Source organism: Brevundimonas sp. KM4 (assembly GCF_000964075.1).
Taxonomy (GTDB): Bacteria; Pseudomonadota; Alphaproteobacteria; order Caulobacterales; family Caulobacteraceae; genus Brevundimonas; species Brevundimonas huaxiensis.
In genome coordinates this window covers 168248-177451 of the sequence record NZ_JZRG01000006.1, presented here as the reverse complement: position 1 = coordinate 177451, position 9204 = coordinate 168248, and the positions used below count along the sequence as shown (strand labels likewise).

The 9204-nt window shown below is 67.1% G+C and carries 8 protein-coding genes; 4 read left to right on the top strand and 4 right to left on the bottom strand.

Features of this window, described 5'->3' with window-relative positions; genetic code table 11:
- Positions 1 to 2126, top strand: a 2126-nt coding sequence (locus VH88_RS03635; RefSeq protein WP_369796253.1) for a S8 family peptidase, incomplete at its 5' end; no start/stop codon positions are given.
- Positions 2127 to 2150: 24 nt separating this feature from the next.
- On the opposite strand, the gene grpE is transcribed toward VH88_RS03635, so the two are convergent.
- Both grpE and hrcA read right to left on the bottom strand, forming a co-directional pair.
- Positions 2151 to 2738, bottom strand: coding sequence for a nucleotide exchange factor GrpE (grpE, locus tag VH88_RS03630; protein ID WP_197070986.1), 588 nt, complete (start codon positions 2736 to 2738; stop codon positions 2151 to 2153).
- Between the two features lie 44 nt (positions 2739 to 2782).
- A complete protein-coding gene (gene hrcA, locus VH88_RS03625; protein ID WP_045810055.1) occupies positions 2783 to 3841 on the bottom strand; it encodes a heat-inducible transcriptional repressor HrcA in 1059 nt (352 codons plus the stop codon).
- A 114-nt stretch (positions 3842 to 3955) separates the two neighbouring features.
- On the opposite strand from hrcA, the gene rph reads away from it, so the two are divergent.
- Entirely contained in the window at positions 3956 to 4681 is a 726-nt protein-coding gene (gene rph, locus VH88_RS03620) for a ribonuclease PH (protein ID WP_045810030.1), read from the top strand.
- Positions 4682 to 4746: 65 nt separating this feature from the next.
- Positions 4747 to 5208 (top strand): hypothetical protein, encoded by a 462-nt coding sequence (locus VH88_RS15350; RefSeq protein ID WP_156146741.1) that lies wholly within the window; start codon positions 4747 to 4749, stop codon positions 5206 to 5208.
- On the opposite strand, the gene glmM is transcribed toward VH88_RS15350, so the two are convergent.
- Positions 5205 to 6551 (bottom strand): phosphoglucosamine mutase, encoded by a 1347-nt coding sequence (glmM, locus tag VH88_RS03610; protein WP_082064359.1) that lies wholly within the window; start codon positions 6549 to 6551, stop codon positions 5205 to 5207. The genes VH88_RS15350 and glmM overlap by 4 nt on opposite strands.
- Positions 6552 to 6712: 161 nt before the next feature.
- Here glmM and glmS point away from each other — a divergent pair, with 161 nt between their 5' ends.
- A complete protein-coding gene (gene glmS / locus VH88_RS03605; RefSeq protein WP_045810029.1) occupies positions 6713 to 8527 on the top strand; it encodes a glutamine--fructose-6-phosphate transaminase (isomerizing) in 1815 nt (604 codons plus the stop codon).
- On the opposite strand, the gene VH88_RS03600 is transcribed toward glmS, so the two are convergent.
- On the bottom strand, positions 8488 to 9156 hold the full coding sequence (locus VH88_RS03600) for a Crp/Fnr family transcriptional regulator (RefSeq protein WP_082064358.1): 669 nt from the start codon (positions 9154 to 9156) through the stop codon (positions 8488 to 8490). The two genes, glmS and VH88_RS03600, sit on opposite strands and share 40 nt — an antisense overlap.
- Positions 9157 to 9204 lie beyond the last annotated feature (48 nt).

Below are 9204 nucleotides of genomic sequence, written 5' to 3'. Positions count from 1 at the left end.
CCCCACCTCCGCCCCCACCACCGCCTCCGCCGCCTCCCTCGGTCACGTCGAGCGAGTATCTGCGGAACTACGGCCTGGCCAATATGAAGGTCCAATCCGCCTGGCAGGCCGGGGCGACCGGGGCCGGCGTCACCGTCGCCGTTGTCGACTCCGGCATCGCCAATACCTTGCCGGAGTTGGAGGGGCGTATCTCCAGCGCCTCGACGGACGTCGTCGTGGGGCGCAATACGCCCTATGTGGCGTCAAGCAGTCACGGCACGCGCGTGTCGGGCGTGATCGCCTCGAACTTCAACGGGTTCGGTACGATCGGGGTGGCGTACAACTCGACCATCCTGTCGATCCGCACCGATATCTCTGACTGCACGGACAAGAATACCGAGGTCTGTTTCAGCAGTTCGGATCTGGTGCGCGCGCTGGACTACGCCGTCGCCAATGGCGTCAAGATCATCAACATGTCGCTGGGCGGCGATGGAAGGCTGGGCTCAGCGTTCGAAGCGGCGCTGCTGCGAGCCGTGAATTCGGGCGCCGTGATCGTGGCTTCGTCGGGCAATGACGGAAACGCCAATCCGGGCTGGCCCGCGCGTTACGCTATCGACCCCCGGTTCGCCGGCAGCGTCATCGCGGTCGGATCGCACGGCGCGACCGATGCGATGTCCAGCTTCTCGAACCGGGCAGGGGATACGGCGGCTGGGTATATTTCAGCGCCGGGCGAGGATGTGATTACAGGGTGCGAGGGCACGTCGTGCTGGCGCGTCAACGGCACATCCTTCTCGGCCCCGCATGTGTCCGGCGCGCTCGCTTTGCTGATGCAGGCCTTCCCCAATCTGACGGCGCGTGCAGCTCTGGACATCTTGCTGACGACCGCACGCGACGCCGGCGATCCCGGCACGGATATCGTCTATGGGCGTGGCCTGCTGGACATGGCCCGCGCTTTCCGGCCGGCCGGCACGACCTCGACGCCGATGGCTGACGGGAGCTCCATCGTCAGCATGAGCGAACCGGGCAGCTTCATCGGCGCGGCGTTCGGGGACGCTTTCGGCCGGCAGACGGCGCTGAATACGGTGCTCTACGACGCTTACGATCGCATGTTCGCCGTCCAACTGGGCGGCGCCTATCCGACTGCGCCGAGCCGGTCCTATCAGGCGGCGCCGTTCGAGCAGAACACCACGGCGACAACGACCCTGGCCCTGCCGGGCGGCGGTCGATTGAACCTGATCGCGGCCCAGTCCAGCGCGCGACCCGACCCGATAGCGCCTCGCCACGATCTCTATAACGCGCCCTGGATGGGGGATGAGCCGCGTCAGGAGGCGATGCTCGACGTCGCCACGGGCCGGATGAATTTCTCGGTCTGGCAAGGCAAGGGCGGGGCGACCTCGCCGTTCAACGGTGCGGCGGGCGACGGTTTCGCCGCCCTGGCCCAGGCCGATCACGCCGTACGCGGCGCGATGCGGTTCGGCGCGGTGACGGTCTCTGGCGAGAGCGGGGGCGGCGATCGCCGGATGCCGCTGCGTCGTGTCGAGCAGGACGCCTCTACCTACAGTCGCGCGGCGATCGGATGGCGCGGAGCGGACGGCGGTCTGTCGTTCAGCGTGGGCGCCTTGGATGAACGGCTCGGGCCCTTGGGCGCCTTCCTGCCGGGCGGGTCCGACTTCGCCCTGCCGTCACGGACCAGCTTCTATGCGTTGGGCGGCGACTGGACCCTGCGGCCGGGCCTGCGCCTGATCGGCGAGGCGGGGATGGGGTCGACCCGGATCGAGGGCCGGTTCCTGTCGATGGATCAGGCGGCGATCAGTTCGAACTGGCGGCTGGGCCTGCTTACGGGCTGTTCGATGATCTGCGACCGAATCAGTTTCACCCTGGCTCAGCCGCTCAGGATCGAGCGTGGAACCTTCTCGGCCATGCTGGCGGATGTTCCTGTCGAATATTTCGATCCGCTGACCTATTCGCGTCGCAGCTTCTCGGCGACGCCCAGCGGCCGCCAGATCGACTTCATCCTCGGTGGCGAACGCCAGCTGTGGGATGGGTCCAGCATGACGCTGCAAGCCGTTGCCAGCCGCGAGCCGCGCCACGTCGCAGACGCGCCGCCGGAGTTCGCCCTGATCGGAGCCTGGCGGCGTCAGTTCTGACCGACGCCGCCTGACGACTGCGGATCAGGCCTTGCTGTCGAAGGCCTGACCGTCGGCGGCGGGGGCGGCGCCGTAGGGGTTGGGGGCCTGGGCGCCGGATCCCTTGGCGGCGACGACCACCATGGCGGGGCGGACGGTGCGGCCGAACAGTTCGAAACCGGACTGCATGGTCTGGATCACCGAACCGCCAGGCACGGTCTCAGACGGCTGTTCCATCATCGCCTGGTGCAGATGCGGATTGAAGGCCTCGCCGGCCTGGGGCGCGACGCGCTTCAGGCCGTTGGCGTCGAAAGCCTGCAGCAAGGCCTTCTGCGTCAGTTCCAGCCCGGTCACCAGACCGGCCGTTGCGCCTTCGGCGTCCTTGGGCGCAGCCATCAGGGCGCGTTCCAGATTGTCGGCGACGCCCAGCAGGTCCTTGGCGAAGCGCTGGATGGCGAAGGCGCGGGCGTCGTTCTGCTGCGTCTCCGAACGGCGCTTCAGATTTTCCATCTCGGCGGCGACGCGCAGGGCGCGGTCCTTCCATTCGTCACGCTCGGCGATCACGGCGTCCAGCGGCGCCAGATCGTCTGACGGATGGGCGTCCAGGCCGTGTTCGGCATTGGTTTCGGCCATGTCGGCGTCCACGGCGTTCAGTTCGTCGTTAAGGGGCTTGTCGCTCACTTGTCGTTCCCGTCCAGCATCCGGCCCAGCACCCGGGCGGTATAGTCCACCAACGGAATGACACGGGCGTAGTTCAGTCTTGCGGGGCCTATCACGCCGATGGCGCCCAGAACCCGCTGTCGGCCGCTCATATAGGGCGCCGCGATCACGGCGGAACCCGAAAGTGAAAACAACCGTGTCTCCGCGCCGATGAAAATGCGCACGCCCTGGGCCGCATCGACGCCGTCCAGCAGGCCGATCAGCTGTTCCTTCTGCTCCAGATCGTCGAACAGGACGCGGACCCGTTCCAGATCGGCCAGGCCTTCCCGGTCCTGAAGCAGGTTGGCGCGACCCCGTACGATCAGGGCGCGCTCCCGGTCCGCGCCGCCGGACCATGCAGCGAACCCGTCCTCGACCAGGCGGGCGGCGGTCTGGTCCAGTTCACGCCGTGCGATTTCCAGCTCTTGCGTCATCTCGCGCCGGGCGTCGGCGAAAGGACGGCCGCGCAGGCGGGCGTTCAGGAAGTTGGAGGCCTCGACCAGGGTCGACGGCGTGACCCCGGCCGACAGGGTCATGATGCGGTTCTCGACCGTGCCGTCGTCGGCGACGATGACCGCCAGGGCCTGATCACCGCCCAAGGCGACGAACTCAACATGTTTGACACCGGAATCGCGCACCGGGCTGGAGACGACGCCCGCGCCGCCGGCCAGGCCCGACAGCAGGTTCGAGGCTTCATCCAGCGCCGCCTCGAAGTTCCGACCGCGCCCCGCCAGCCGCCCGTCAATCTCGCGCCGCTCTTCCTTGGTCAGGTCGCCGACCTCCAGCAGGCCATCCACGAATAGGCGCAGGCCCGCGTGGGTCGGGATCCGCCCGGCCGAGGTGTGTGGCGCGGCCAAGAGGCCCGCAAGGGTCAGATCCTGCATTGTGTTGCGGATCGAGGCTGGCGACAGGGCGATTCCGCCCAGCGACAGGGTCCGCGACCCGACCGGCTCACCGGTCTCCAGATAGGATTCCACGATGCGACGGAAGATGTCGCGCGCCCGCGCATCCAGCCCCGCCAGACCCGCGAGGGCCAGATTCGGAGATGGGCCGGCGTCGAACGGCGGGTTTTTCGGGGCATACAGGCTCACGGTTTCAGGATAAGCACCGCCGCCACAGCTTCCAAGGTCAGACTTCCAAGGACCCTTCCCATGCGCCATTCGCAACGCACCGACGATCAACTGCGTCCCGTGACCATCGAGACCGGCGTCAACCGCTATGCTGAGGGTTCGTGCCTGATCAGTTTCGGCAACACCAAGGTGCTGGTCACCGCCTCGATCGAGGACAAGGTGCCGGGCTGGATGCGCAATTCGGGCCAGGGATGGGTAACCGCCGAATACGGCATGCTGCCCCGCGCCACCCATACGCGCGGGCGTCGTGAAGCCGCCGCCGGCAAACAGTCGGGCCGCACACAAGAGATCCAGCGATTGATCGGCCGCTCGCTGCGCGCCGTGGTGGACCTGAAAGCGCTCGGCGAACGTCAGGTGCTGGTCGACTGCGACGTCATCCAGGCCGACGGCGGCACCCGCACCGCATCCATCACCGGCGCCTGGGTCGCCATGAGCCTGGCCCTGAATTATCTGCGCGACGAGGGCGTGCTGAAGGCCGACCCGATCACGGACCAGGTGGCGGCCGTGTCGTGCGGCGTCTGCGACGGCGTGCCGGTTCTGGACCTGGATTACGAAGAGGACTCCGAGGCCGAGGCGGATTCGAACTTCGTCTTGACCGGCTCGGGCCAGATCGTCGAGGTCCAGGCCACCGGCGAAAAGCGCGGCTTCTCACGCGCCGAGTTCGATCGGCTCTTCTCGCTGGCCGAGATCGGCTGCACCGAACTGTTCGCCCTCCAGAAGGCGGCCCTGGCGGCGGTGAAGCGATAAGGGGGTTTCACCTCGGGGCGCCGACGGGCATCCTCGTTCGGTCAGTCCTGACCGGAGACAAGTCGATGCGTCGATCCCCCTGGCTTTCGATGGCCGCCTGCGTTGTGTTGATGGCCGGATGTCAGCGCGCTGATCCAGCCGATCAGCCTACGCCCGGGGACACGGCGGCACGCAGCGACGTCATCGACGCGGTTCCATTGGCGCCGGACGCTCCGCCGCCTGCCGCGCCCGCCAAGCCGGCGGCTGCGGAGAAGGAAGCGACCAAACCGGCCGAGGACGTCGAGGCCAGCATTCCCGAAGGACCGGACATGCCCGCCCAGCCGGTGCCCATCAGCGAGGTCCCCTGCCGCGACGCCATCGGCGCCGCCGCCTCGGCCCGGTTGGTCGAGCGCTGCATCCAGGTCAGCCCGGCGACCCGTCCGCCCTGCAACGCCGCCAACCCTTGCGACTTGATCCAAGGGGAGATCGACCGGTCCTGCAAACTGTGGGAACGCGACGGCGACCCGCCGGCGGCCTGCAAGCCCTAGGCTGAGCGCACCGCGCCCGCGACATCCGCCACCACGCGCTTCACCAGCGCCTCGTCGTCGCCCTCGGCCATGACGCGGATCAGCTTTTCCGTGCCCGAAGGACGCACCAGCAGCCGCCCCTGACCGCTCAGGGCCGCTTCGGCCTCGGCGATGGCGGCCTTGACCGTGTCGCTTTCCAGCGGCTTGTCGGCGGTGAAGCGGACGTTTTCCAGCTTTTGCGGCACCGGATCGAACTGGCGGGCCAGTTCGCTCATCGGCTTGCCGGACTCGACCAGGACGGCCAGCACCTGCAGCGCCGCCATCAGGCCGTCGCCGGTGGTGGCGTGGTCGTGCAGGATGATGTGGCCGGACTGCTCGCCGCCGATGTTGAAGCCGCCTTCGCGCATCCGTTCCATGACATAGCGGTCGCCGACCTTGGTCCGCTCCAGCGTCAAGCCTTCGGACTTCAGTTTGCGCTCCAGCCCCAGGTTGGACATGACGGTGGCCACCACGCCCCCGCCGGTCAGGAGACCGCGCCTGGCCCAGTCCAGCCCGACCAGGGCCATGATCTGATCGCCGTCCACGACCCGACCCGTCTCATCGCAGATGATCAGTCGGTCCGCGTCGCCGTCCAGGGCGATGCCGATATCGGCGCGGTAGCGTTTGACCGCATCGGCCAGGGTCGCCGGATGGGTCGAGCCGCACTCGGCGTTGATGTTGGTGCCGTTCGGCGTCACGCCGACGGGGAAGACTTCGGCGCCCAGTTCGAACAGGGTGGTGGGCGCGACCTTGTAGCCTGCGCCGTTGGCGCAATCGACGGCGATGCGCAGCCCTTGCAGCGTCAGCCGTTTGGGGAAGGCCTGTTTGGCGATTTCGATATAGCGGGCTTGCGCATCGTCGATCCGTTTGACCCGCCCCAGCTTGTTCGACGGCGCCAGGCCTTGGTCGAGACCCTGATCCATCATGGCCTCTATCTTCAGCTCGATCTCGTCCGACAGCTTGTAGCCGTCCGGGCCGAACAGCTTGATGCCGTTGTCGGCATAGTCGTTGTGCGAGGCCGAGATCATCACGCCCAGATCGGCGCGCATCGAGCGGGTCAGCATGGCCACGCCGGGCGTCGGCACGGGTCCGAAGGTGCGCACATCCATTCCGACCGAAGCGAAACCGGCCACCAAGGCCGGCTCGATCGTATAGCCCGACAGGCGGGTGTCCTTGCCGATCACCACCAGATGGCGGCGGTCGTCGTCGGTGCGGAACAGTTTCCCGGCGGCCAGACCCACGCGCAGCGCGACCTCGGCCGTCATCGGATAGGTGTTGGCGCGTCCGCGAATGCCGTCGGTGCCGAAGTATTTTCTGTCGCCCAAGGTGCGGTCCTTTGTTTCGGGTAACGTTCCGAAACCCCTTTTTTGATGCGGCCCGCCTTAAGATTGCATAGACGGCCGATGGGGCTTGATGTGTGGCTTAGCCCCGGATCGCCGCCAGTGCAAAGCGGCGCCCTTTTCCTGACTTCTCGGAGCCTTCGCTCATGTGCGGCATCATCGGCGTCACCGGCAATGGTCCTGTCGTTCCCAGGCTGATCGACAGCCTGAAACGCCTGGAGTACCGCGGCTATGATTCCGCCGGCGTCGCCGCCGTTGTGGACGGCTCGGTCGAGCGCCGCCGCGCCAAGGGCAAGATCCGCAATCTGGAGGCCGTCCTGGCCGAGGATCCGATGACGGCGACCGTCGGCATTGGCCATACGCGCTGGGCCACCCACGGTGCGCCGACGACGGAGAATGCCCACCCGCACAAGGCCGGTCGTGTCACCCTGGTCCATAACGGCATCATCGAGAACTTCGCCGAGTTGAAGGCCGAACTGGCGGCCGAAGGCCATGTCTTCGAAAGCCAGACCGATACCGAGGTCATCGCCCACCTGCTGGACGCCGAACTGAACGCCGGGAGCGCGCCGCTTGAGGCGTTCAAGATCACCCTCGACCGCCTGACCGGCGCCTATGCGCTGGCGGTGCTGATCGACGGGACGGACGACCTGATCCTCGGCGCGCGACGCGGCAGCCCCTTGGTGGTCGGCTGGGGCGAGAACGAAATGTATCTGGGCTCGGACGCCCTCGCGGTCGGTCCGTTCACCCAGAAGATTTCCTATCTGGAAGAGGGCGATTACGTCGCCGTGACCAAGGCCGGCGCCCAGATGTTCGACGGGGCGGGCAAGCCGGTCGAACGCGCCATCGTCCAGGTCTCCGCCTCCTCGGCCATGGTCGAGAAGGGCGAATATCGCCACTTCATGGAGAAGGAAATCCATGAACAGCCCGACAGCGTCCAGCACACCCTGTCGGAATATCTCGACCTGGTGACGGGAAAGGCCAAGACCAATCCCGTCGATTTCGCCGCCATCGACCGCATCCAGATCGTCGCCTGCGGCACCGCCTTCTACGCCGGCCAGATCGGCCGCTACGCGTTCGAGAAGCTCGCCGGCCTGCCCTGCGACGTCGAGATCGCGTCGGAGTTCCGTTATCGCTCGCCTGCGGTGTCGAAATCCACCTTGGCCGTCGCCGTCAGCCAGTCGGGCGAGACCGCCGACACCTTGGCCAGCCTGACCTGGTGCAAGGCGCAAGGGTTGCAGACCGCCGCCGTCGTCAATGTTCACTCGTCCTCCATGGCGCGCGAAGCCGCCGTCCTGTGGCCCACCCCTGCCGGGCCCGAGATCGGCGTCGCCTCGACCAAGGCCTTCACCGCCCAGGTTGCGGCCCTGCTGGCCCTGGCCGTGGCGGCTGGCGTGGCGCGCGGCCGGATCGATGCTGCGACCGAGGCCGAGCTGGTCAAGGCCCTGTTCGAGAGCCCGCGCCTGATCGCCGAGGCCCTGACGATGGGCGAGAGCATCCGCGCCGTGACTCACGATCTGTCAAAGGCCGACGATGTCCTTTTCCTGGGCCGGGGCGCCATGTTCCCGCTGGCGATGGAAGGCGCGCTGAAGCTAAAGGAGATCAGCTATATCCATGCCGAGGGCTATGCCGCCGGCGAGCTGAAGCACGGCCCCATCGCCCTGATCGATGAAGAGACCCCGACCATCGCCCTGGCTCCGCTGGACGACGTGTTCGAAAAGACCGCGTCCAACCTGCAGGAGGTCGCTGCCCGGGGCGGCCCGGTCATCATGATCGCGCCGGAAAAGGCGCCCGATCCGCACGGCGCCGGCATTCGCCGCATCCATGCCCCCGACTGCCACCCGCTGATCGCGCCTCTGGTCTATGCCGTGCCGGTGCAGCTTCTGGCCTACTACACAGCCGTTCAGAAGGGCACTGACGTCGATCAGCCCCGCAACCTGGCCAAGTCCGTCACGGTCGAGTGAGGCTCGCCCGCCAAGCGGCGAAGCGCGCCCGCATCAATGATCTGGATCGCGCCGCGTCGGAGCCGCACGGCGCCGGCGGCGCACAATTCCGTGCAGGCGGTCGATATGCTGGCGCGGCGCACCGCCATCAGGTCTGACAGCTCGGTTTGGCGCAAGGCGAGAAGGTCGCCGCCATTGCGCGCCCTGACGTCCAGCATCAGCGCGGCCAATCGCTGGGCGACCTTCAGTGTGGCGTGGCGGGAAAGTTCAACCTGAAGCGCGGCGTTGCGGCGACGCAGATCTGTCAAAGCCGCCTGGACCAAGGTATCACGATCCATCTTCTGCGCCAGTTTGCGGGCGGATACGGACAGGAAACGGCCTGGCGTCAGCCAGACAGCGGTCTCCCTTTCGGCTTCGCCCATGACGGCGTCAAAGTTGATCGCATCGTCTTCTGAGGCCAGACCCCGCGAAAGCAGTCCGTCAGAACCCCGCCGCGCCGCAACGCCGGACAGGATCAAGGTGACCGCCGGCTCGCCCCCTTGCAGGGCCGAGATGTTTTCGCCCGCCGTGGCTTCATGCGCGTCCCCTTCATCTACACATTGGGCGGCGAAGGCGGACAATAAAAGCCGCGCGAGAGGAGGCTTGGACATGTATCGTCTAAACGACCCCTCGTCGTTGTGTGCGATAACATGCGTTAA

Coding starts and splice junctions, on each gene's coding strand:
- grpE (WP_197070986.1), bottom strand. CDS start 2,738: ATGGCCGAAACCAATGCCGAACACGGCCTGGACGCCCATCCGTCAGAC.
- rph (WP_045810030.1), top strand. CDS start 3,956: ATGCGCCATTCGCAACGCACCGACGATCAACTGCGTCCCGTGACCATC.
- VH88_RS15350 (WP_156146741.1), top strand. CDS start 4,747: ATGCGTCGATCCCCCTGGCTTTCGATGGCCGCCTGCGTTGTGTTGATG.
- glmS (WP_045810029.1), top strand. CDS start 6,713: ATGTGCGGCATCATCGGCGTCACCGGCAATGGTCCTGTCGTTCCCAGG.
- VH88_RS03600 (WP_082064358.1), bottom strand. CDS start 9,156: ATGTCCAAGCCTCCTCTCGCGCGGCTTTTATTGTCCGCCTTCGCCGCC.